Source organism: Amycolatopsis sp. NPDC003676 (genome assembly GCF_053587275.1).
In genome coordinates this window covers 1-22169 of record NZ_JBSFNS010000122.1, presented here as the reverse complement: position 1 = coordinate 22169, position 22169 = coordinate 1, and the positions used below count along the sequence as shown (strand labels likewise).

The window sequence follows — 22169 nt, the reverse complement described above, 5'->3', positions numbered from 1 at the left end:
CCGGTCGGCAACGTCGTGCGCGCGGAGTCCGCGGATTCGATGGTGGAGTTCGACCGCGACCTGTACGGCCGGGTCGTCCGCGAGGCGATCGACGGCGTCGAGGTGCACTTCGCCTACGACGAGGAGAGCCAGACCATCCGCCGCCGCACGCCGTCCGGCGCGGAGAGCGTGTGGACGTTCGACGAGGAGGACCGGCCGGTTTCGCTGGCCACCGCGGGACACACCGTGCGCTACCGGCTGGACGACGAGGGCCGCGTGCTCGCCCGGGACACCGACGGGATCAGCACCCTGCAGCAGGCGTTCGGCCCGCGCGGGCTGGTCACCGCGCAGCAGGTTTCCCGTGGAACATCCCCGGTGCGGCGGCGCGGTCTCGAGTACTACGCGGACGGCAGCCTCGCCGCGGTGCAGGACAGCCTTGCCGGGAAGACCGTCTACACGCGGGACCCGGCCGGACGCGTGGTCACGGTGTCCTCCGCGGCGGGCACGGAAGAGCTGCGCTACAACCCGGCCGGCGAACTGACCGCCTGGTCGGGAAGTTCCGGCCTGGCCGCCGACTACGACGCCCTCGGCCGCCGGATCCGGCACCGCGAGGTGCATCCGGGCGGTGTGCGGGTGTGGGAATACTCGTGGACCGGCGAACTGCTCACCGGCCTGCGCACCCCGGACGGCGCGCAGTGGCGCTACCGGTACGACCCGCTCGGCCGCCGGATCGCCAAGGAGCGCCTGCTGGCCGACGGCTCCGTCGCGGAATCGACCCGGTTCGTGTGGGACGGCTTCGTGCTCATCGAACAGGAGCACACCGATCCGTCCGGAGCGCGCCGGACGACCACCTGGGAACGCAGGCCGGGCAGCGACGAACCGGTCACCCAGTTCGAACGCGGCCCCGGCGGCGACCGGTTCGCGTCCGTGGTCACCGATGCCATCGGCACCCCGACCGAACTGATCGACGAGCACGGCGGCCTCGCCTGGAGCGCCCGGCGTTCGCTGTGGGGCCGCGTCCAGCCCGGCGGCATCCCGCTGCAGTTCCCCGGCCAGTACGCCGACGCCGAATCCGGCTTGCACTACAACGTTTTCCGCTACTACGACCCGGCTGTCGCGCGCTACATCAGCCAGGACCCGCTCGGGCTGGAGGGCGGGCCGAACCCGAGCAACTACGTTCCCGACCCGTTCGCCGCCACCGACGTGCTCGGCCTCAAATGCAACAAGGGCAAAGGCAAGGACACCGACCCGCCGCCCGCGGACTCGACGGCAAAGCACAACTCCGACAACGGCGGTGGCAGTTCCTCCTCGGCCAACAAGGACAAGGCTGGCGACAAGCGCAAGCGCGACAAGGACGACGACGGTTCCAGCGCCAGCTCGGACAAATCCAACAAGAAAAAGAAAACCGACGACGAGAAGAAGGAAAAGGGGCCCTGGGCGCGTCCGGACAAATTCCAGAAGCGCGCCCAGGACGTCATCGACGCGCAGAAGAAGGATCCGAAGAGCCCGTTCTACAACACCGGCGACAAGGTTCACGCGCGGCACATCATTTCGTTCCAGACCATGCGGGACAACATGAAGAAGTGGGTGGAGCACCAGCCCGCGAAGGATCAGGCCGCACTGACGAAGAAGTACACGACAGAGCTGCGGAAGATGAACAGCAACCCGAACAACCTTCCGCTCGGCCCTGGCAAGCCGAACACCTCTATCGGCAGCGTCGTGGACAAGTTCCCGCACGTCCAGGACCGCATCAAGAACGGCGAGACGCCGAAGGAGGCCTTCGACAATTCGTCGGGCTACCTCAAGGACATCAAGAACGAATACGCGGACGGGGCGATCAAGGCCACCGACCACATGAAGAAGCCCGAGCAGGACGCGTTCATGGACAACGTCAAGGGCAGCGCGGACTTCGACTGGCCCGGCGGCACGAAGGAGCAGTACAAGGAATGGAGCGACATGCGCGACCGGTTCCTTGACCTCGGCAAAGACCCCGGGAAGCACAGTGCCGCGGACGTGGACAAGCTGATCAAGGACTTCGACAACCTCAAACCGCCCTCGATCACCCACGGCCCGAACGGCGATCGCATCGCGGGCCATCCGTACCCGAATCAGTTCGACAACGCGCCCAAGGGCGACCCGTTCAGCCGAAACGAAAAAGGGGAGATCATCCCGCCCGCGGACCTGCCGCCGTTGCCGGACAAGAAGTAGGGCTCCGCGAACGTCAGACGGTTTCCTCCGCGTCGCGCGCGGCGAACACCTCGCGCGCGGCGAAGGTGGCGTTCAGCGCGCGCGGGAATCCCGCGTAGACCGCCGAGTGCATGAGCGCTTCGGTGACTTCCTCGCGGCTGAGCCCGACGTTCAGCGCCGCGCCGATGTGCACCTTCAGCTGCGGTTCGCAGCCGCCGAGTGCGGTCAGCACGCCGAGGGTGACCAGCTGGCGGCTGCGCGGGTCGAGGCCGGGCCGGTCGTACATGTCGCCGAAGGCGAACGCGGCCACGTGGTGCCCGAACGCGGGGTTGATGTCGGCGAGGGAATCGATGACGGCTTCGCCCTGGTGACCGTCGATGCGGGACAGCACCTCGAGTCCGTTCTTGCGGCGGGCGAGGTTTTCCGGGCTGTCGATGTCGTGCTGGGTCACGGGAGAGGGCCTTCCTGGTAGGTGGCAATCTTGTATTCGGTGGCGGCGAGGGAAAGCTGCAGCTGAGCGATCTGGGCACGCAAGGTGTCGCGGTGCTCCAAGAGCATTTCGCGTCGTTCGGGCACGGTGTCCGCGCCGGACTCGATCAGCTCGACGTACCGGCGCAGGTCGCTGATCGGCATGCCCGACACGCGCATCCGTGTCAGGAACACGAGACGGCGCACCGACGCCGCGTCGTAAACGCGGTGCCCGGCGCTGTCGCGGGCGACCTCGACCAATCCGATCCGCTCGTAGTACCGCAGCGTGTGCGGGTTCAGCCCGAGGTGTTCCGCAGTGGTGGCGATGTCCCACTCGTTCGCGTCGTCGTCCCGGGCCAGTTCCCGCAGCGCTTCGACCGACACCGTGCCCGGCGGGTCGACCGCCAGGCGCAGCGCCTCGGTCAGCGCGTCTTCCTTCTCCATGTCCAAGACGCTAAGCCTGTGAGCGCGCTCAAACGCAAGCGCTAACCCACAGACCGGACCCGCGTCACCAAAACCCCGGCCAGCAACGTCGCCACCGCGGACGCCGCGAACAGCCCCGGATACCCGCCGAGCCAGTGCAGGATCAGCGTCGTGAGCAGCGGCGCGACCACCTGCGGCAGCGAGTTCGCGATGTTGACGACGCCGAGGTCCTTGGCCCGGTTCTGCGCCGCGGGCAGCACCTGCGTCAGCATCGCCAGCGCGACCGCCATGTAGACGCCGAACCCGACGCCCAGCAACGGCGACGCCACCAGCGCCACCGGCCAGCTCTGCCAGATCACCAGCAGCAGCGCGGCCAACGCCATGATCGCTGCCGAGCCGAGGACATACGGCTTCCGCTTGCCGGACTTGTCCGAGAAGTGCCCGGCCAGCACCGCGCCGATCACCAATGCCACGCCGTACAGCCCCATCATGATCAGCAGGCCGCTGTCCGGATCGGGGTAATGCACCGCGTCCTTGAGGAAGAACAGCAGGTAGAGCGTGCCGAACGCGTTGCCGAGGTTGATCATGAAGTGGCAGCCCCACGCCCACGCGAAGTCCGGATGCCGCCGCGGCGAGACCCACAGGTCGGCGAGGATTTCGCGGATCCGGCCGCTCGGGCGGAACTCCACCGGCAGCCGCGCATCCGGCGTGCGGAGCACGAACGCGGCCGCACCGGCGAGCACGATCGCGGCGCAAGCGGCGTAGCCGAGCGGCAGTCCGGCGAGGTCGAGCATCACTACGACCACCACCGCGCCGAGCACGGTGCCGAGCATCTGCGCGATGCCGACCAGCCCGCCGACCTGCGCGCGCTGCCCGACCGGAACCCGGTCGGCGATGCCGGACATCAGCGTCGCGAGCATGCCGTTGAGCCCGGCCTGCACGAGACACCAGCCGATCGTCATCACGACGACGTTCGGGGCCTCGGCCAGCACCAGCAGCCCGGCCGCGCCGATCGCGCCGCCCGCGATCGTCCACGGATGCCGCCTGCCGAACCGCGAGCAGGTGCGGTCCGAGAGCAGGCCGATCGCCGGGTTCGCGACGAGCGCGACAGCCGCGCCGATGCCGGTCACGACACCGAAGACGGTTTCCTTATGCGCGGCGTCGAGCAGTTCGGCCTGCTGCGGAAGCAGGACCTGGATCGGCGCGTAGACGCCGAGCCAGAGCGCGATGTTCGCGAGGAACAGCAGCGTCATCCACCCGGCGCGGACGCGCTTGACCGGCTCGGCGAAGACGTCCGGGACAGCGGCGGCGGTGTCACTCATGGCGGACCAGCTTCCGGTACCAGGCGAAGGAATCCTTGGGCGTACGGCGTTGTGTCTCGTAATCCACGTGGACTAGCCCGAACCGCGGCGCGTAGCCCTTGGACCATTCGAAGTTGTCCAGCAGCGACCAGACGAAGTATCCGCGCACGTCGACTCCGGCATCCATCGCTTCGCGCAGCGCCTGCAGATGGCTGGCGAGGAATTCGATCCGCTCAGGGTCGGGGACGGTGCCGTCGGCGGCCGGTTCGTCGGCGAAGCTACAGCCGTTTTCGGTGATCTGGATCGGCGGCAGGTGTTCGCGGTAGCGCTCGTGGAAGGACACCAGCAGGTCGCGCAACGCCTGCGGGACGATCGGGGAATCGTTGGTGGTCATGGAATAGCCCTCGATCGGGCGGAGTTCGAACGCCAGCGGGTTGCCTTCGCCGGGGGCCGTGACGCCTTGGGGTTCGTAGTAGTTGACGCCGTAGAAATCGAGCGGCTGCGCGATCGTGGCCAGGTCGTCGGCGAAGTTCTCCGGCAGGTGCGGGTGGACCTGCTCGGGGTAGCTGCCGAGCAGCATCGGGTCGGCGAAGGTGCGGTTGATCAGCGCGTCGAGCCAGTCGGCGGCCGCGCGGTCGGCGGGCGTGTCGTGGTCCGGCCAGATCGGCGAGTGGTTGTTCGCGGTGCCGATGCCGGTCGCGCCCGCCGCGCGCAGCGCCTGCACGGCCAGCCCGTGCGCGAGGTTCTGGTGATGCGCGGTGGGGAGCGCGTCGAGCAGGAGGAACTCGCCGGGCGCGTACTCGCCGATGCCGTATCCGTAGATCGACATGACCATCGGCTCGTTGAGCGGGATCCAGAGTTTCGCCCGATCGGCGAAATGCTCCCCCACGATCGTGGCGTATTCGGCGAAGCGGAAGGCGGTGTCGCGGGAGCGCCAGCCGCCCGCGTCCTCGATCGCCTGCGGCGTGTCCCAGTGGTACAGCGTGATCGCCGGAGCTATTCCGGCCGCGCATACCTCGTCGATCAGCTTGTCGTAGAAGGCAAGTCCCTCCGCGTTGGCCTTGCCCGTGCCGTCGGGCTGGATGCGCGGCCACGCGATCGACATCCGGTAGGCGCCGACGCCGAGTTCCGCCATCAGGGCGATGTCCTCGGAGTAGCGGTGGTAGTGGTCGGCCGCTACCTTGGCGTCCTCGCCCCGGGCGATCTTGCCTTCGGTGGCGGTGAACGTGTCCCAGATGGACGGTCCCCGGCCGCCCTCGGCCGTCGCCCCCTCGATCTGGAACGCCGAGGTCGAGACACCCCACAGGAAGCCGGGCGGGAAGGTCGGATGGTCCACGCTGAGCACCCCTTGCCTTCGGACACCCTCGCGGGTGAACGTGAAAAGTTCTCATATGTTAGGTCGTCACTCGTCTCGGGGGAAGCCCCGCGGGGCGCTAAAGTCCCAGATCAGATGAGTGAATCGCGAGAGACTCCGAGGAACGACGTGGCCGAGACCCAGGCTGAACCCACACCGTTGCGGCGAAAGCCGGTTCAGCAACGCAGTGCCCGGCGGGTGGAACAGATGCTGGACGCGAGCGCCGTGCTGATCGACGAACTGGGCTACGACGCGCTCACCACCACGCTGATCGCCAAACGCGCGGGCGTCGCGGTCGGGTCGCTGTACCAGTTTTTCCCGGACAAACGCGCGGTCGTGCAGGCGCTGACGCAGCGAAACCTGGAACGGTTCGTGGCCGCGGTGAACGAGCGGCTGCAGCAGCTCAGCCCCGAGCACTGGTGGAACATCGTCGACTCGGTGCTCGACATCTACCTGCAGATGCACCGCGAGGTGCCGGGGTTCTCGAAGGTCCACTTCGGAGACGTCATCGACGTCCGGCTGCTGGCTGACGACCGCGACAACAACTCGGTCATCGCGGATTCGCTGGTCGAAATCCTGCGCGGGCACGTCGACCGCCCGGCCGACGAACTCCGGTTCGCCATCGCGATCGCCAACGAGACGGCGGACGCGCTGCTGAAGCTCGCCTTCCGCCGCGACCCGAACGGGGACGAGCGGATCGTCGCCGAGGCCAAGCACGTGGTGAAGGGTTATCTGGCAAGCAAATTCGGCGACTGAGGCCAGCACCGGCTCAGCCGAAGTTCTGCCCCTCGCCGCGGTAAGTCGGGACGGTTCGCTCCACCTGGCTGCCGCGTACGAGGTGGTAGGCCAGGAAGCGTTCGGCCAATTCCCCGGCTTTCGCGTGCCGCAGCCAGACCCGGTCGCCGAGCCGCAGGGTGCGCGCGGCCTCGCCGGTCACCGGCGTCTGCACCTCGCCGGCACCTTCGAAACCCAGCAGGCGCAAGCCTTCCGGCAGGTACGGCGACGGTTCGCGCGACGGACCGGTCGGGCCGGAAGCGATGTAGCCGCCGGAGTACAGCGTCGCGACGTTCTTCGCCGGACGGCGCACCACCGGCAGCGCGAACAACGCGGCCGGGCGCGGCTGGAAGTGCGAATAGCCGTCGAAGAGCGTCGGCGCGAGGAAGCCGGAACCGGCGGCGATCTCGGTGACTACGTTCTCCGCGCCGGTGGTTTCGATGCTTCCGGTGCCGCCGCCGTTGACGAATTCCAGGTCAGCGACCTCGCGCACGGCACGGACCGCGGCACTCCGGCGGCGGGCCAGTTCCGCGGCGGAACGGCGTTGCATCCAGCCGACCACCCGGTTCTGCAGGCCTTTTCCGGCGGCGTCGCCGAGCCCGGCGATCTGGCCTTCGTACGCCATCATCCCGACCAGCTTGAAGCCCGGCCGGTCGACGATCTTCCGCGCCACCGCCGCGGCTTGCCCCGGTTTGAACACCGGCGAACGCCGGGTGCCGACGTGTACGCCGGGCAGTGGCCGCCAGGACGCGTCGAGTTCGAGGCACACGCGGATGTCCGGGTGGCCGTGGCCGAGCGCGGCGTCGACCAGGTCGAGGTGTTCGGTCGAGTCGACCATGATCGTGACTGCCGCGCGGGCGCGTTCGCTCGCGGCCAGCCGACGGAGCGCTTCGTGGTCGGCGGTTGGGTACGCGACCACGATGTCGTCGGAAGTGCCCAGCTCAGCGTGCCAAACGGCCTCGGCGAGCGAGTAGCACATCAGGCCTTCGAAGCCGTCTCGCGCGAGCGCTCGCTCCAGCAGCGCACGGCAGCGCACGGACTTGCTGACCACCCGGATCGGCTTGCCCGCGGCCCGGCGCAGCAGGTCGTCGGCGTTGGCGTCGAAGGTGTCCAGGTCGACGATCGCGAGCGGCGGATCCAGGTCCTTCGTCGCGAGGTCGTACCCGTGCGCTGAGGTGGTCACGCACTTACGGTACGACAACAACGCTTGAAACGCGAATACTATTCACTTACGGTTCCGGCATCTATCGTGGGAACCTTCCAGCGAAGAACAGGTGCCGCAATGACGTGGAGCAACTGGGCCGGAACGGCCAAGGCCACCCCGCAACGGGTGCACCGGCCGCGCAGCGCGGCCGAGATCGCCGAGGTCGTGGCCGGGGTCGCCGAGGCGGGGCACCGCGTGCGCGCGTGGGGCAGCGGGCATTCGTTCACCGCGATCGCGGCCGCCGATTCCGACGCGCTCGACCTCACCGCGTGGACCGGCATCGAACGCGCCGATCTCGAAACGCAGCAGGTCACCGTCCGTTCCGGCACCACTCTCCGCACTCTCAACGCCGCCCTCGACGCGCTCGGGCTCGCGATGACGAACCTCGGTGACATCGACGCACAGACGATCGCTGGCGCGATTTCCACCGGCACGCACGGCACCGGTGCGCGCTTCGGCGGAATCTCGACGCAGATCGTCGCGCTGGAACTCGTGCTCGCGGACGGTTCCCTGGTCCGTTGTTCGGCCGACGAGCGTCCGGAGTTGTTCCACGCCGCCCGCGTCGGCCTTGGTGCGCTTGGCGTGATCAGCACGGTGACCCTCCAATGTGAACAGTCCTTTGTGCTCTCCGCGCAGGAACGTCCGGAGCCGCTGGAGCAGGTCCTCGAAGGTTTCGACGACAACGCCGCGAACAACGACCACTTCGAGTTCTACTGGTTTCCCTACGGCAGCAAGGCGTTGGTGAAGCGCAACAACCGCCTGCCGGTGCACGCCGAGCGGAAACCGTTGTCCCGCCTCAAGCAGTTCGTCGACTACGAGCTCACCGAGAACATCGCGTTCGGCGGACTCTGCCGACTCGGCCGCGCGGTGCCGAAACTGGTGCGGCCACTCGGTGCGTTCGCCTCGCAGGTGTCGTCGCCGCGCGAGTACAGCGATCTTTCGCACCGCGTTTTCGTGACCCATCGCGGCGTGCGGTTCGTGGAATCCGAGTACGCGGTCCCGCGCGAATCCGTGCTCGACGTGCTGGCCGAACTGCGCGGAGTGGTGCCGCGGCTGAAAGACCCGGTGGCGTTCCCGGTCGAGGTGCGGGTGGCCGCGGCGGACGACATCTGGCTGTCCACCGCGAACGGCCGCGACTCCGCGTACATCGCGATCCACCAGTTCCTCGGCATGCCCTACCGCGAGTACTTCTCCGCGTTCGAGAACGTCGTGGGCCAGGTCGGCGGACGGCCGCACTGGGGCAAAATGCACGATCTCGACGCGTCCGTGCTGCGCACCCGCTATCCGCATTTCGACGATTTCCTGCGGATCCGCAAGGAATGCGACCCGGCCGGGACGTTCACCAACACGTACCTCGACCGGGTCCTCGGCAGCGTCTGATCAGTTCGGCTCGAACAGCGAACTGACCGACTCTCCATTGTGGATTCGCCGCATCGCCTCGGCCAGCGCCGGGGCGATGGACAGGATCCGCAGCTTCTCCGTGCGTTCCTCGACCGGAACCGGCACCGTGTTCGTGCAGACGATCTCCAGCACGTCCTCCTGGCCGCCGATCCGCTTGAGCGCACCGTCGGCGAACAGCCCGTGCGTGCAGGCCACCCGGATCGACCGCGCGCCCATCTCCCGCAGCCGGCCGAGCAGTTCCAGGACTGTGCTGCCGCGCGCGATCTCGTCGTCCAGCACGATGATGTCGCGGCCCGCGATCTCGCCGATCACCGACGTGATCTCGACCCGGTCGTCGGCGAACCGCTGCTTGGCACCGGCCGCGACCTTCGCCCCGAGCAACCGGGCGAAATGCGCGGCTTCCTTGGCGTTGCCCAAATCCGGCGACACGACCGTCGTCTCCGAAAGGTCGTACTGCCGGAAGTACCGCGCCAGCTCGTGCAGCGCGTGCAGATGGTCGACCGGCACGCTGAAGAACCCGTGCACCTGCGGCGAGTGCAGCGTCATGGTGAGCACGCGGTTCGCGCCCGCGGTGACCATCAAGTCCGCGACCAGCCTCCCGCCGATGGAGATCCGCGGCGCGTCCTTTTTGTCCGAGCGCGCGTACGAATAGTGCGGCATCACCACGGTGGTGCGCGCGGCCGAGGCACCGCGGGCCGCGTCGAGCATCAGCAGCAGCTCGACCAGGTTCTCCTGCACCGGTTTGACCAGCGGCTGGATCAGGAAGACGTCCCGCTCGCGGCAGTTGGCCTGGAGCTGGACCTGCAGACAGTCGTTGGCGAACCGGTCGATCTCCACCGGAAGCAGCGGAACGCCCAGGTTGGCGCAGATTTCCTCGGCGAGCTCGGGATGCGCGCTGCCGCTGAAAACCGCGATGTCGCGCATCAGATCCGGGACAGCGCGTCGGCGATGGAATCGTCGCCGGAGACCAGCTCCAGCGTGCGCCGGGCCGTCGCCGGAGTGTCGAGCAGCGCCAGCAGCACCGCGGCGACGTCCTCGCGCGGGATCTCCCCGCTGCCGACCTTCTCCGCGATCTTCACCTGCCCGGTACCGGAATCGTTGGTGAGGCGACCGGGGCGCAGGATCGTCCAGTCGAGGTCGCGGGCCTTGAGGTCTTCCTCGGCGGCGCGCTTGGCCCGCAGGTAGGCGGCGAAAACCGGGTCGAAGCCGGGGTCGTCCGCCTTGTCCGCGTTGATCGAACCGACCTGGATGAACCGGCGGACGCCAGCACGCTGCGCGGCATCGGCGAACAGCACGGCCGCACCGCGGTCCACAGTGTCTTTGCGCCCCTCGCCGCTGCCCGGGCCGGCACCGGCGGAGAACACCGCGGCGTCCGCGCCTTCGAGCACCTTGGCGACAGCGTCCACATCGGACTTCTCGAGGTCGAGCACGACAGTCTCGGCGCCGACGGCGGTGAGGTCGGCTTCGTGCTCGGGGTTGCGCACGATGCCGACCGGCGCGTCGTGCCGCTGCGCGAGCAGCTTTTCCAGGTGCAGGGCGATCTGGCCGTGTCCGCCAGCAATGACGACTCGCATGAGCCCGACTCTATCGCCGCACGCGCACCGTCGCCGGTGCTTCAGTCCGCCTCGGCGGGGACCGGGGCGTCGGCGTCCTCGCGCAGCAACAGGTCGTAGGCCATCTCGTTGACCCAGCGCGAAACCGGGTCCTCCTGCAGCAGCACCCGGTCGTGGTGGGTGTCGAGGTCGAGGTCGGTGGTGGCGTACGGGTCGGCGGTGACGACCGCGAGGCCGTAGGCGCGGGCGCGCGGCAGGCAGTTCGTCACGTAGTCGTCGGTCAGCACGGCAGGCGATGGGAGCACCATCGCGGCCTCGCCGTAGCGCGAAAAGGGCACCGCGGAGGCCATCGCGGTCCGCCAGTGCCGGGCGACCGCGAGGACGCCGATGATCTCGGCGGCCGGCGCGGGTGCGGTCGCGGCCAGCTCTGGCCAGGTCCAGGTGTCGACGAGGGCGCGATCGGCGACGGGACCGACACCCATCGCGATCCGCTCCGCGTGCACGTCGGTCTTGAGCTTCGCGACGATGCTGACCTTGCGGCCGAGCAGGGTCGTCGCGGGCAGCACCACGCCGTTCCAGCCCAGCAGGGCCGCGGCCTTGCGCGCCAGCTCGTCGACGCTCGCGGGGAGCTCGATCGGCGGCAGCACCCGGCTCGCCGTCGTCCGGCTGCGCTTCGCACCGCCGGCGACCGTCGAGCGCTCGGTGTTCTGTGGGGTAGCCGCCACGAGTCCGCCTCCTTCAAGCACCTGTTCCCAAGTACCGGCGAAAACCGGTACATGAACTGAGTACCAGGGCAAAGACGCGAGGTCTCCGGGTTGCCCGGCCGCGTGCGATCGGCGGCGCTCAGCGGTCGGTGACCGGTCGGTAGGCGGTCGTTCGACTTCAGCCCGACCGTGCGGCCAACCGAGTGAGACGGGGGTGAGTGGTGCGCACGGAGCGCTTCCCCTGGGTGGCACGGCACCCCGCGCGGGGCAGGGCAGGCGGCGCAATGCCTTACTCCGATCGGCCTAATCGACCGGGTTCCACAGTGGACTTTCCCTGGTCACAGGCGTCACCCGGATGGCGGGTGAGCTTCGCCGCAGCGGGGGTTCGGGTCTCCGGTTTAGGGTTACCCGTCGGTCAAGTACCCGCCGGGAGGACCAGGATGCGCTCGCCGAAGGACTTCTTCGCCCCGCTCGCCGTCGGAGCGCCGCAGCCGCCGCGGCAGATCCCGGTGCGGCCGTCGCGCATGATCCACTTTTTCGATCCGGGCAACGAAAAGATGGCCGCGAAGGTCCCGGACATCGCGAAGAAGACCGACGTGTTGCTGGGCAACCTGGAGGACGCGGTCCGCGCGGACCGCAAGGAAGCCGCGCGCGCCGGGCTGGTGTCGATCGCGAAGGCCACGGACTTCGGCCGCACCCAGCTGTGGACGCGAGTGAACAGCCTCGATTCGCCGTGGGTGCTCGACGATCTGATCACGCTGGTCACCGAGATCGGCGACAAGCTCGACGTGATCATGATCCCGAAGGTCGAAGGCGCACAGGACATTCACTACGTCGACCGGTTGCTGGCGCAGCTGGAAGCGCGCGCCGGGCTGACGAAACCGCTGCTGGTGCACGCGATCCTGGAAACGGCGAGCGGCGTGGCGAATGTCGAGGAAATCGCCGGCGCGTCTCCGCGCATGCAGGGCATCTCGCTGGGCCCGGCCGACCTGGCCGCGAGCCGCCGGATGAAGACGACCCGCGTCGGCGGCGGGCATCCGGGATATCTGGTGCGCACCGATCCGGTCGGCGACGACCTCACCGAGGGCCGCACGACGTATCAGCAGGATCTGTGGCACTACACGGTCGCGCGGATGGTCGACGCGTGCGCGATGAACGGAATCCTTCCGTACTACGGGCCGTTCGGCGACATCCGCGACGTGGTGGCGTGCGAGGACCAGTTCCGCAACGCATTCCTGCTCGGCTGTGTCGGCGCGTGGAGCCTGCACCCGGTGCAGATCGACATCGCGAAGAAGGTTTTCTCGCCGTCCCCCTCCGACGTGGCGTGGGCCCGGCGCGTGATCGCCGAGATGGGCGACGGCACCGGTGCGGTGATGATCGACGGGAAAATGCAGGACGACGCCTCGGTCAAGCAGTGCCGGGTGGTCGTGGAACTGGCCGACGAACTGGCCGCTGACGACCCCGAACTGGCCGCCGCGTATGACGCCGCGACGAAGGAGATCCAGTCATGACCGAACTCCGCCCGCGGCGGTCCGTGCTGTACATGCCCGGTGCGAACGAACGCGCGCTGGAGAAGGCGAAGACGCTTCCGGCGGATGCGTTGATCCTGGACCTGGAAGACGCCGTCGCCCCGGACGCGAAGGAAGCCGCGCGGGAACGGGTGTGCGCTGCTGTTGGCACCTATGGCTCGCGCGAAGTGACGATCCGGGTCAACGGCCTGGACACCGAATGGCACGACGCCGACCTGCGCGCCGCGGCTGCCGCCGGTCCCGCCGCCGTGGTGGTGCCGAAGGTGAACTCGGCGGCCGAGGTGCACAACATCGAGCGCGCGCTGGAGCTTGGCGGAGCGCCGGAGCACACGAAGATCTGGGCGATGGTGGAGACGCCGATCGCGATGCTGCACGCTTCGGAGATCGCGGGCGCGTCGGAGCGGTTGACCGTGCTGGTGATGGGCACGAACGACCTGGCGAAGGAACTGCACGCGGAGTTCGTGCCGGGCCGGGGACCGTTGCTGGGCGGGCTTTCGCTGTGCCTGCTGGCCGCGCGCGCGACCGGGAAGGTGATCCTGGACGGGGTCTACAACGACGTCAAGGACGCGGCCGGGTTCGAGGCGGAGTGCCTGCAGGGGCGGCAGTACGGGTTCGACGGGAAGACGTTGATCCATCCTTCGCAGGTGGATCCTTGCAACCGGATCTTCGCTCCTTCGGAGGAGGAGATCGACCGGTCCAAGCGGATCATCGCGGCGTTCGAGGAGGCTTCGGCCGAGGGACGCGGTGTGGTGACTGTGGATGGGCGGATGATCGAGAACCTGCATGTGGAGAACGCGCGGCGGGTGCTGGCGTTGGCGGAGGCCATTGGGGCGGCTAGCTGACCGGCCAAGGGCGCTGTTCCCCGCGCAGCTTCTCGAACTCCGCCGCGACTCGCAGCACCTCCAGGTCGGCGAACCGGCGACCCGCGATCTGCAGGCCGATCGGCAACCCCTCCTGGGTGTAGCCGCAGTTCACCGACACCGCGGGCTGGCCGGACATGTTGTACGGCACGGTGAAAGCGATGTGCTCGAACGGCCGCGTCGGGTCGTTTGTCGGGGACGCCCATTCGGCCGGCGGCGGCAGCACGGGGCAGGTCGGCGACAGGACCACGTCGTACGGTTCGGTCGCGCTCAGGGTCGCCACGCTGATCGCGTCGATGGCGGCGAACCCGCGGTAAGTGTCCACACCGGACGCATTCGCGCCACCGGCTGCCCAATCCGCGATGTACGGCAGGACTCGGGCGCGCTGGTCTTCCGTCAGCGCGGCCATGTCCGACCAGGCGCGGACTCGCCAGAAGGTGTCCAGGCCGTCCAGGTGGTCGCGGGTCAGGAATGGGGCAACGGGTTCCACGATCGCACCGGCGGACGCGAACAAATCAGCGGCGGCAGTGACTGCGTCGGCGACTTCCGGAGTGACGGGGAGGCCGACGCCGGGATCCAGTTGCAGGCCGACGCGCAGGCCGTTGAGGGAACCGGTCAGGGAGAGCCAGTAGATCGACGCTGGCGGCAGGCTGAGGTGGTCGCGTGAATCGGGTTGGGCCAGGACGCTCATCAGCAGGGCGGTGTCGGCGACAGTCCTGGTCAAGGGTCCGGCGACGCGGCCGAGGAAGGGCGGATCGACTGGTACTCGGCCGAAGCTGGGTTTCAGGCCGACCAGACCGCACCAACCGGCGGGGAGGCGGATTGAGCCGCCGATGTCGGTGCCTACGTGCAAGGGGCCGTAGCCCGCGGCGGCTGCAGAGGCGGCCCCTGCGCTGGAGCCGCCGGGCGTGCGCGTGACGTCCCACGGGTTGCGCGAAGCGATGTGGAAGCTTGAGAGGCCTGAGGTGAGCATGCCGTAGTCGGGCATGGTCGTCTTTGCCAGCAGTACTGCGCCTGACTCGCGTACGCGGGCTGCGGCGGGAGCGTCGGCGGCGGCGGGCGTTAGAGCGGTAGCGGCGGTGCCTAGCGGGGTGGGGACGCCGTAGGAGGCGATGTTTTCCTTCAGCGTCAAGGGGACGCCGTCGATGGCACCGGAGGGTTCGCCAGCGTGCCAACGTGCTTCGGACGCCTTCGCTGCTTCGCGGGCTGAAGCGGCGTCGTACGCGTACAGGGCGTGCAATTCGGGTTCGCGGGCGTCGATGCGCGCGAGGACGGCTTCGGTGACTTCGACTGGCGAGAACGTCTGTGCGCGGTACCCGGCTACCAGCTCGTTAGCGGTCAGGTCGGCCAATTCGGTCATCGCGGAACCTCCGATTCACGAAGCGGGTGGGTCAAAGCGTCCGTCGACTGCGGTCCAGCCGCCGTCGACGGCCAGGACGGAGCCGGTGACGAAGGTCGAAGCGTCCGAAGCGAGGTACACGACGGCACCGGCCAGTTCGTCCGCGCGCGCCCAGCGGCCGAGGGCGCCCTTCTGCGCGTACGCGTCGTACCAGTCGGGGCGCGCTTTGATCTGTGCGGTCAACGGTGTCTCTACAACGCCAGGGGCGATGGCGTTGACGCGTACGCCGGACGGTCCGAACTCAGCAGCCGCAGTGCGGAAGAGCTGCACGAGGCCGCCCTTCGTTGCTGCGTACGGGCCTTGGCCGGGTTCGACGGTGGTGCCGCGGATTGACGAGAAGCCGATGATGCTTCCCCGGCCCTGCTCGACCATCGGTGCGCCGAACGCGCGCAGCACCTCGAAGGCGACGCCCAGGTTCAGCTCCACCACGCGGTCGAACTCTTCGCGCGTGTAGTCCAGCAGGCGTTTCCGGACGTTCGTGGCGGCGGTCAGCACGACGGCGTCCAGCGGTCCCAGTTCGGTGGCGGCAGCAGCGATCGCACCAGGAGCGAGCAGGTCGATCTCGTACGCCTCGCCGACACCGGTCTCCCTAGCCGCAGCAAGGTCTCGGTCCGCGCAGATCACCGACGCGCCGTGTGCGGCAAGGGCTCGGGCGGCCTCGCGGCCGATCCCGCTGCCCGCGCCGAGAACGACGGCGCGGCGGCCGTCCATGCGGAACAGTCCGGCGTAGTTCACGGGCGCAGCACCGCCATCCTGGTCACGGTCAGCTCTTCGACGGCGAATCGCGGCCCCTCGCGGCCGATCCCGGAGTCCTTGACCCCGCCGTACGGCATCGTGTCGGACCGGAAACCCGGCACCTCGTTCACCACTACCCCGCCGACCTCCAGCTCGTCCAGCGCCCGGAACGCGGTCTTCAGCGAGCGGCTGTACACACTCGCATGCAGCCCGTACCGCGAGGCGTTGACCGCGGCGAACGCTTCGTCCACATCGGACACTGTGCGCAGGCAGACGACCGGGCCGAAGATCTCTTCGTCCCAGCATTCGACGCCGTCTGGGACGTCCGCGAGCACTGTCGGATCCAGCACACCGTCACGCACCGAGCCGCCAGCAAGCAGCCGAGCGCCTGCCGCGATCGCTTTGTCGACCCACTCGGCGACCCGGGTGGTCGAGCGCTCGTCGATCAGCGAGGACACCCTCGTGCTAGCAGAACGCGGATCACCAACGGTCACTTCGCCGAGCCGCGCGAGCACCTTGTCGGTGAACTCCGCGGCCACCGAAGACACCGCCAGCACGCGCTGTACGGAAATGCAGGCCTGCCCGGACGCATAGAACCCGCCGCGCAGCACGGCATCCGCAGCCGCATCGAGGTCAGCATCCTCAGCGACCACCAGCGCCGCGTTCGAGCCCAGCTCCAGCAGGGTCTTCGTCGGCGCGGCGTCCCGGGCGATCTGGTGACCGACGGCGGCCGAGCCGGTAAACGACACCGCACCGATCCGCCGGTCCGTGACCAGCGCCGATCCAACCGAAGCGTCTCCGGTGACCAGCTGAACCATCGCGGGCAAGTCGGTCAGCGAGCGGACCAGGTGCACCAGCCACAGCGTCGCCAACGGGGTTTGCGGCGCGGGCTTCACCACCACCGGACAGCCGGCGGCAATGGCGGGCGCGATCTTGTGCGACGCCAGCAGCAGCGGGTAGTTGAACCCGGCGATCCCGACCACCACACCGATCGGCTTGCGTTTCCAGAACCCGACCAGCCCGTCCCCCGACGGCAGCAGGTCAAGCGGCACGGTTTCGCCGTGCAGCCGCGACACTTCCTCGGCTGCGGCTTCCCAGGTGACGATCGTCCGGGCGACTTCCACCTGACAATCGACCAGCGGTTTTCCCGTCTCCAGCACGAGAAGCTGCTCGAACTCCGCACGACGCTCGCGCACCGCTAAAGCCACGTCGTTCAGCAACGACCGGCGAGCCCGCGAAGGCAGCGAAGCAACTTCGCGAGCCACTGCTACTGCTTCATCGACGGCCCGGGCAGCCAGCGCAGCAGTGCCGACCGGCGCGGTGCCGATCACGCTGCCGTCATAGGGAAACACCACGTCCGCGGTATCCACTGTGGACACCCAGCCGGGACCAATCGGTAGGCCGTCCGGGTAGTCAGGCATCCGTTTCTCCCTTCAACCGGGCCAGCTCGGTCCGCAGATTGGGCGCGGCGGCCAGCAGTTCCCGGGTGTACTCGTGCTCCGGTTCGGCGTAAACCTGGTCCACCGCCCCGATTTCCACGATCTCCCCGCGCCGCATCACCGCGACGCGATCGCACACATGCCGCACCACGCCGAGGTCGTGCGATACGAAAATCAGCGTCAGCGAGAACTCGTCGACCAGCCGGGCCAGCAGGTCCAGGATCTGCGCGCGCACCGAAACGTCCAGCGCGCTCACCGGTTCGTCCGCGATCAGCACGCTCGGGTTCGGCGCGAGCGCACGGGCGATCGAGATCCGCTGCCGCTGTCCGCCGGAAAACTGGTGCGGATACCGCATCGCCGCGTCCTCGGGCAGTCCGACGGCGGTCAGCAGCTCCGCGACCCGCTCCGGCGACCGGCGGCCGAGCGGTTCGGAGATGATGTCCCGCACGCGCATCCGCGGGTCGAGCGAGCCCATCGGGTCCTGGAAAACGATCTGCATTTCCCGGCGCAGGAACCGCAGCTTCCGCTCAGGCAACGAGTCGATCCGCTGCCCCTGGAACGACACCGTGCCCGCCGTCGGCCGGTCCAAGGCGGCGAGCAAGCGCACCAACGTGGACTTCCCGGAGCCGGATTCGCCGACGATCCCAAACCGCTCACCTGCGGAAACGTCGAAACTCAAACCGCGCAACGCATGCACGTCCCGCCGCGTATACCGCCGCTCCAAATCCCGCACCGAGATCATCGCGCGCCCTCCAGATCAGAAGCCGCCAGCAACCGCTGCGTGTAGGAATGCTTCGGCGCGGTCAGCACCTCCCGGGTCGAGCCATGCTCCACAATGGACCCGTCGAGCATCACGAGCACCCGGTCGCACATTTGCGCCACCACCGCCAGATCGTGCGTGATGAACAGCAGCGAGCTCTCCGCCGACAATCGGTCGCGAATCAGGCTGAGGATCTGCGCCTGCACGGTGACGTCCAGCGCGGTCGTCGGCTCGTCGCAGATCAGCAGCGCCGGGTCGTTGGCCAGCGCGATCGCCAGCACCACCCGCTGCCGCTGCCCACCGGACAGCTGATGCGGATACGCCCGCGCGACGCCCGGCAATCCGACCGCGGCCAGCAGTTCCTCCGCCGGACGCCCGCGACGGCCGTGCACCCGGAACGGCTCGGTGACCTGCCGTCCGATCCGCATCGCCGGGTTCAGCGCAGTCATCGGCTCCTGGAACACCATCGCCATCCCGTTGCCGCGCAACCGGGACAGCTCCTTTTCCGACGCTCCGAGCAGCTCCCGGCCGTCCAGCCGCACCGAGCCGGTGGCCGACAGTTCTTCCGGCAGCAGGCCCAGCACGGACAGCGCGGTGAGCGATTTCCCGGACCCGGATTCGCCGATCAGCCCGACCCGCTCGCCCGCGCCGAGCTCGAACGAAACCCCGCGCACGAGGTCCGCGACCTGCAGGTTTTCCACCGTCAGCGTCATACCCGGGCCGCCAATCGGGGGTCGAGACGGTCGCGCAGACCGTCGCCGAGAAGGTTGAATCCGAGCACTGCCACCGCGATCGCGACGCCGGGCACGAGCGCGAGCCGCGGATGCGCGGTGAGCAGTTCCTGCGACTCCTGCAGCATCCGGCCCCACGACGGCGTCGGCGGCCGGGTGCCGAAGCCGAGGAACGACAGCGCCGCCTCGGCCAGCACCGCGATCGCGAACGACACCGAGGCCTGCACGATCAGCAACCCGCCGATGTTCGGCAGCACGTGCGACCAGGCGATTCGCGTCCGCGACCGGCCGCCGGCCCGCGCGGCGAGCACGTATTCGCTGCTCATCACCTGCAACGAGCCGGACCGCGCGATCCGGGCGAACGACGGGATGGTCGCGATGCCGATGGCGACCATCGCGGTGAGCGTGTCCGCACCGAAGACCGCGCCGAACATGATCGCCAGCAGCAGCGCGGGAAACGCGAGCACCAGGTCGTTCACCCGCATCACGAACTCGCCGAGCCACCGCGGAGCCATCGCCGCCAGCACGCCCAGCGGAGTGCCGATGACCGCTGCGATGCCGACCGCGACGACGCCGACGTACAGCGTGGTCCGCGCGCCGACGAGGATCTGGCTGAAGACGTCGCGACCGAATTTGTCCGTGCCGAACAGGTGCTCGGCCGAGAAGCCGAGCAGCCGGTCCGCCGCGTTGACCTGCACCGGGTCGTACGGCGTCCAGACGAACGACACCAGCGCGGCCAGCACGACGAGCGCGACCAGGATCCCGCCGAGCAGGAGATTTCCGTTGCGGCGCATCAAGACCCCCGCAGTCGCGGGTCGAGCACCGAATACAGCACGTCGACCACGAAGTTCACCAGCAGCACCCCGGCCACCAGCACCAGCACGATCCCTTGCACCGTCAGCAGATCGCGCTGCGCGACCGCGTCCAGCAGCATGCTGCCGAGACCCGGCAGCACGAACACCCGCTCCACTACGACCGCGCCGATCAGCAGCGTCGTCAGCTGCAGGCCGAGCACAGTGACCACCGGGACGGACGCGTTGCGCAGCCCGTGCCGGAACAGCGCTTGACCTGGCAATAGCCCCTTGGATCGGGCGGTGCGCAGGTAGTCCTGGCCGAGCGTGTCGAGCACCGCCGAGCGGACGTACCGCGTGAGCACCGCGCCCTGGACCAGACCGAGCGACAACGCCGGGAGGATCAGTCCGCGCAGGAACTCGCCCGCGTCCTGGTCCGGCGGCGTCCATCCGCCGCTCGGCAGCCAGCGCAGCTGTACGGCGAAAATCTGCACCAGGATGATGCCCGCGAGGAACGCCGGGATCGCGACACCGACCTGCGACAGCCCGGAAACCGCGACCCCGCTGGCCTTCCGATGCCGCACCGCGGCGAACGCGCCAGCGGGCAAAGCGATCACCAGCGCGACGATCATTCCCGCACCGACCAGCCACAACGTGACCCCGAGCCGGTCCACCAGCTGCGGGCTGATCGCCTCGCGCGTGACGTACGACCGGCCGAAGTCGCCGTGCAGCACTCCGCCCATCCAGCTCAGGTACTGCTCGACCAGCGGGCGGTCGATGCCGAATTCGGCGCGGGTCTTCGCGAGCAGTTCCGGCGTCGCGTTGACGCCCAAAGCGACCTGCGCGGGATCGCCCGGCAGCACCGCCATGAACAGGAACACCACAATGGACGCCACGAACAGGCTCACCGCGAACACGGCCACCCGCCGCAGCACGCGCGCGGTCATGCCGGCCTCACCGCCGTCAGGTCGAACGACTCGCTGACCTGGTTGCGCGCGAGCCCGGTCACCTTCTTCTTGGCGACCACGACGTTCGGGAACAGGAACAGCCAGTCCGCGGCGGCGTCGGTGTTCAGCTGCCGCGCGACCTCCTTCATGTCGCTCACCTGCTCCTGCGGCGTGCCGCTGTCCGCCGCGGCGAGCAGTTGCTGCACGTGTTTGTTGTCGTAACCCCAGTAGTACTTGGGTTTTCCGAACGTGGCGATGTCGCGGGCTTCGACGTGCTGGATGATCGACAGGTCGTAGTCGTGGTCGGTAAAAACCTGCTTGAGCCACACCGCGGGGAAGTCGAGCGGCTCGATCGTCGAGGTGACCCCGACGTCCGCTAGCTGCGACTGCACCACCTGCGCCGCCGACACCGCGTACGGCAGGTTCGGAATCCGCAGCCGCAGCTTGAGATCGTGCACCCCCGCCTCGGCGAGCAACTGCTTCGCCTTCGCCGGGTCGTACTGATAGACCTTCGACAGGTCTTCGTACCACGGGTCGGTGGGCGGAACCATGCTGCCGATGAGCGTGCCGCGACCGCTGAAGACCAGGTCCAGCACGGCTTTCCGGTCGATGGCGTAGGTGAGCGCGCGCCGGACGCGCACGTCGTTCAGCGGCGCGCGGCGGCCGTTGAACGCCAGCGTGACCTCGCTGTTCGTGGTGCCCTGCTGCACGGTGAACCGGTCGTCGCCCTGGAACTGCGGGATCGAATCGGCCGACGTGAGGTTGGAGATCACGTCGATTCCGTTGGACAGCAAGGCGTTGTTGAGCGCGGTCGGATCGGCGAAGTACTTGAGCACCACCGTGCGATACGCCGGTTTCCGGCCCCAGTACCGCGGATTCTCCCGCAGCACAATGGAATCGCCGCGGCGGCGCGAAGCCACCTCGTACGGTCCGGTGCCGACCGGATGGTTCGCCAGATCCGCGACGCCGCTCGGGCTGAACATCGCGCCGAGCCTGCTGGTGAGGCTGAACAGCCAGCCGTTGCTGGGTTTCGACAGCACCACGCGAGCATGATCCGGCGCGACGACCTCGACGTGGTCCACGACGTCCATCGCCGATTTGAGCGAGATCGTCCAGTCGGTCTTCACGCGCAGCAGCGAAAACTGGACGTCGGAGGCGGTGAACGGGGCTCCGTTGCTGAACTTGACGCCCTGCTGCAGCTGGAAGTCGTAGGTCTTGCGGTCCGGGCTGATCGTCCAGGACTTCGCGAGCAGCGGCACGATCCGGCCCTGCGGATCGAGCTTCACCAGGCCCTCGTAGACGTTGTAGAGCAGCGCCTGCGGGATGGCCACGCCGTCGGAACGGGTGAAGTCGAAGTTGGCCGGCTCCGCCGTGTATCCGACGGAAAGCGTGTCCGGACCTGGGGAAACACTCGCGCTGGAGCCTGCCGAGCAGCCGGACGTCACGAGCAGCAGCGCCAGTGCCGCCGCAGTGCTCCGGGGTTTCATTCCGCCTCCTGCTCAGTACACTGGTCTGACCAGTAACTCTGACAGGCAGACTCGCATCCGGCAGACACCGAGGTCAAGATGAAGTTCGAACCGGTGGCTCCGGTCCGCGCCTACGAGCGGATCGTCGAGCAGATCGAGGAGGC

General features: G+C 68.5%; 21 protein-coding genes. 5 read left to right on the top strand and 16 right to left on the bottom strand.

Features of this window, described 5'->3' with window-relative positions; genetic code table 11:
• A partial coding sequence (locus ACWDNU_RS39020; RefSeq protein ID WP_449672551.1) for an RHS repeat domain-containing protein occupies positions 1-2187 on the top strand: 2187 nt, incomplete at its 5' end.
• Positions 2188-2200: 13 nt separating this feature from the next.
• Here ACWDNU_RS39020 and ACWDNU_RS39015 read toward each other — a convergent pair.
• Genes ACWDNU_RS39015 through ACWDNU_RS39000 form a run of 4 tightly spaced genes read right to left on the bottom strand, consistent with a single transcriptional unit; the run spans position 2201 to position 5694 of the window.
• The gene (locus ACWDNU_RS39015; protein ID WP_370932680.1) at positions 2201-2617 is read right to left on the bottom strand and encodes a carboxymuconolactone decarboxylase family protein; all 417 of its coding nucleotides are present in this window, start codon (positions 2615-2617) and stop codon (positions 2201-2203) included.
• Entirely contained in the window at positions 2614-3078 is a 465-nt protein-coding gene (locus ACWDNU_RS39010) for a MerR family transcriptional regulator (protein ID WP_344282114.1), read from the bottom strand. The genes ACWDNU_RS39015 and ACWDNU_RS39010 overlap by 4 nt, the downstream gene beginning before the upstream one ends.
• Before the next feature lie 41 nt (positions 3079-3119).
• On the bottom strand, positions 3120-4379 hold the full coding sequence (locus tag ACWDNU_RS39005; protein ID WP_378402020.1) for an MFS transporter: 1260 nt from the start codon (positions 4377-4379) through the stop codon (positions 3120-3122).
• On the bottom strand, positions 4372-5694 hold the full coding sequence (locus ACWDNU_RS39000; protein WP_449672550.1) for a GH1 family beta-glucosidase: 1323 nt from the start codon (positions 5692-5694) through the stop codon (positions 4372-4374). Before ACWDNU_RS39000 ends, ACWDNU_RS39005 begins: the two co-directional genes overlap by 8 nt.
• A 114-nt stretch (positions 5695-5808) precedes the next feature.
• Between ACWDNU_RS39000 and ACWDNU_RS38995 the strand changes: the two genes are divergently transcribed.
• A complete protein-coding gene (locus ACWDNU_RS38995; protein ID WP_037806876.1) occupies positions 5809-6468 on the top strand; it encodes a TetR/AcrR family transcriptional regulator in 660 nt (219 codons plus the stop codon).
• A gap of 13 nt (positions 6469-6481) precedes the next feature.
• Here ACWDNU_RS38995 and ACWDNU_RS38990 read toward each other — a convergent pair whose 3' ends face one another.
• The gene (locus ACWDNU_RS38990; protein WP_449672549.1) at positions 6482-7669 is read right to left on the bottom strand and encodes an amino acid deaminase/aldolase; all 1188 of its coding nucleotides are present in this window, start codon (positions 7667-7669) and stop codon (positions 6482-6484) included.
• A 99-nt stretch (positions 7670-7768) separates the two neighbouring features.
• Between ACWDNU_RS38990 and ACWDNU_RS38985 the strand changes: the two genes are divergently transcribed.
• Positions 7769-9070: a D-arabinono-1,4-lactone oxidase gene (locus ACWDNU_RS38985; RefSeq protein WP_370932684.1), complete on the top strand. Its 1302-nt coding sequence runs from the start codon at positions 7769-7771 to the stop codon at positions 9068-9070.
• Here the strand turns inward: ACWDNU_RS38985 and ACWDNU_RS38980 are convergent, their stop codons facing one another.
• Genes ACWDNU_RS38980 through ACWDNU_RS38970 form a run of 3 tightly spaced genes read right to left on the bottom strand, consistent with a single transcriptional unit; the run spans position 9071 to position 11369 of the window.
• Positions 9071-10015 carry a ribose-phosphate diphosphokinase gene (locus ACWDNU_RS38980; protein WP_370932685.1) on the bottom strand — a complete coding sequence of 315 codons (945 nt, stop codon included), beginning with the start codon at positions 10013-10015 and terminating at the stop codon, positions 9071-9073.
• On the bottom strand, positions 10015-10665 hold the full coding sequence (locus ACWDNU_RS38975) for an SDR family oxidoreductase (RefSeq protein ID WP_449672548.1): 651 nt from the start codon (positions 10663-10665) through the stop codon (positions 10015-10017). The genes ACWDNU_RS38980 and ACWDNU_RS38975 overlap by 1 nt, the downstream gene beginning before the upstream one ends.
• Positions 10666-10706: 41 nt before the next feature.
• On the bottom strand, positions 10707-11369 hold the full coding sequence (locus ACWDNU_RS38970) for a hypothetical protein (protein WP_344282138.1): 663 nt from the start codon (positions 11367-11369) through the stop codon (positions 10707-10709).
• A 419-nt stretch (positions 11370-11788) separates the two neighbouring features.
• Here ACWDNU_RS38970 and ACWDNU_RS38965 point away from each other — a divergent pair, with 419 nt between their 5' ends.
• The gene (locus tag ACWDNU_RS38965; protein ID WP_449672547.1) at positions 11789-12859 is read left to right on the top strand and encodes an HpcH/HpaI aldolase/citrate lyase family protein; all 1071 of its coding nucleotides are present in this window, start codon (positions 11789-11791) and stop codon (positions 12857-12859) included.
• Positions 12856-13719, top strand: a complete 864-nt coding sequence (locus tag ACWDNU_RS38960; RefSeq protein ID WP_449672546.1) for an HpcH/HpaI aldolase/citrate lyase family protein — start codon at positions 12856-12858, stop codon at positions 13717-13719. The genes ACWDNU_RS38965 and ACWDNU_RS38960 overlap by 4 nt, the downstream gene beginning before the upstream one ends.
• Here the strand turns inward: ACWDNU_RS38960 and ACWDNU_RS38955 are convergent.
• The 8 genes from ACWDNU_RS38955 to ACWDNU_RS38920 are packed head-to-tail and all read right to left on the bottom strand — an operon-like array spanning position 13712 to position 22026.
• On the bottom strand, positions 13712-15097 hold the full coding sequence (locus ACWDNU_RS38955; protein WP_449672545.1) for an amidase: 1386 nt from the start codon (positions 15095-15097) through the stop codon (positions 13712-13714). The two genes, ACWDNU_RS38960 and ACWDNU_RS38955, sit on opposite strands and share 8 nt — an antisense overlap.
• A 15-nt stretch (positions 15098-15112) precedes the next feature.
• Positions 15113-15871 carry an SDR family NAD(P)-dependent oxidoreductase gene (locus ACWDNU_RS38950; RefSeq protein ID WP_449672544.1) on the bottom strand — a complete coding sequence of 253 codons (759 nt, stop codon included), beginning with the start codon at positions 15869-15871 and terminating at the stop codon, positions 15113-15115.
• A complete protein-coding gene (locus tag ACWDNU_RS38945; protein WP_449672543.1) occupies positions 15868-17292 on the bottom strand; it encodes an aldehyde dehydrogenase family protein in 1425 nt (474 codons plus the stop codon). Before ACWDNU_RS38945 ends, ACWDNU_RS38950 begins: the two co-directional genes overlap by 4 nt.
• On the bottom strand, positions 17285-18052 hold the full coding sequence (locus tag ACWDNU_RS38940; RefSeq protein ID WP_449672542.1) for an ATP-binding cassette domain-containing protein: 768 nt from the start codon (positions 18050-18052) through the stop codon (positions 17285-17287). The genes ACWDNU_RS38945 and ACWDNU_RS38940 overlap by 8 nt, the downstream gene beginning before the upstream one ends.
• Positions 18049-18783 (bottom strand): ABC transporter ATP-binding protein, encoded by a 735-nt coding sequence (locus ACWDNU_RS38935; protein WP_449672541.1) that lies wholly within the window; start codon positions 18781-18783, stop codon positions 18049-18051. The genes ACWDNU_RS38940 and ACWDNU_RS38935 overlap by 4 nt, the downstream gene beginning before the upstream one ends.
• Positions 18780-19595 (bottom strand): ABC transporter permease, encoded by an 816-nt coding sequence (locus tag ACWDNU_RS38930; protein WP_370932696.1) that lies wholly within the window; start codon positions 19593-19595, stop codon positions 18780-18782. Before ACWDNU_RS38930 ends, ACWDNU_RS38935 begins: the two co-directional genes overlap by 4 nt.
• Positions 19595-20539: an ABC transporter permease gene (locus ACWDNU_RS38925; protein ID WP_370932697.1), complete on the bottom strand. Its 945-nt coding sequence runs from the start codon at positions 20537-20539 to the stop codon at positions 19595-19597. Before ACWDNU_RS38925 ends, ACWDNU_RS38930 begins: the two co-directional genes overlap by 1 nt.
• Positions 20536-22026: an ABC transporter substrate-binding protein gene (locus ACWDNU_RS38920; RefSeq protein ID WP_449672540.1), complete on the bottom strand. Its 1491-nt coding sequence runs from the start codon at positions 22024-22026 to the stop codon at positions 20536-20538. The genes ACWDNU_RS38925 and ACWDNU_RS38920 overlap by 4 nt, the downstream gene beginning before the upstream one ends.
• Positions 22027-22169: the final 143 nt, after the last annotated feature.